This is a genomic window from Vibrio sp. TMPB1044, from assembly GCF_030442075.1.
Lineage (GTDB): Bacteria > Pseudomonadota > Gammaproteobacteria > Enterobacterales > Vibrionaceae > Vibrio > Vibrio satsumensis.
Window position 1 is genome coordinate 1 of record NZ_JAUJED010000079.1, and the last position, 260, is coordinate 260.

General features: G+C 42.7%; 1 rRNA gene. It reads left to right on the top strand.

The features are described from left to right. Positions 1-170 precede the first annotated feature (170 nt). Positions 171-260 (top strand): 5S ribosomal RNA (rrf, locus tag QQ041_RS23620); the annotation flags it as partial.

The following is a 260-nucleotide window of genomic DNA, read 5'->3' on the forward strand; positions in this document are numbered from 1 at the left end:
TTGAGCTAACCTGTACTAATTGCCCGTGAGGCTTAACCATACAACACCCAAGGGGTTTTGTGGACTCAAAGACAGACCTTGAATGAGTTTGAAGAGAATAACTTTTAGATAAGCTTTCCAGATTATTTTGCCTTCAGTTTTTAAAAAGCTGAAAGTAAAAGCAAAATTTGCTTGGCGACCATAGCATTGTGGACCCACCTGATTCCATGCCGAACTCAGAAGTGAAACACAATAGCGCCGATGGTAGTGTGGGGCTTCCC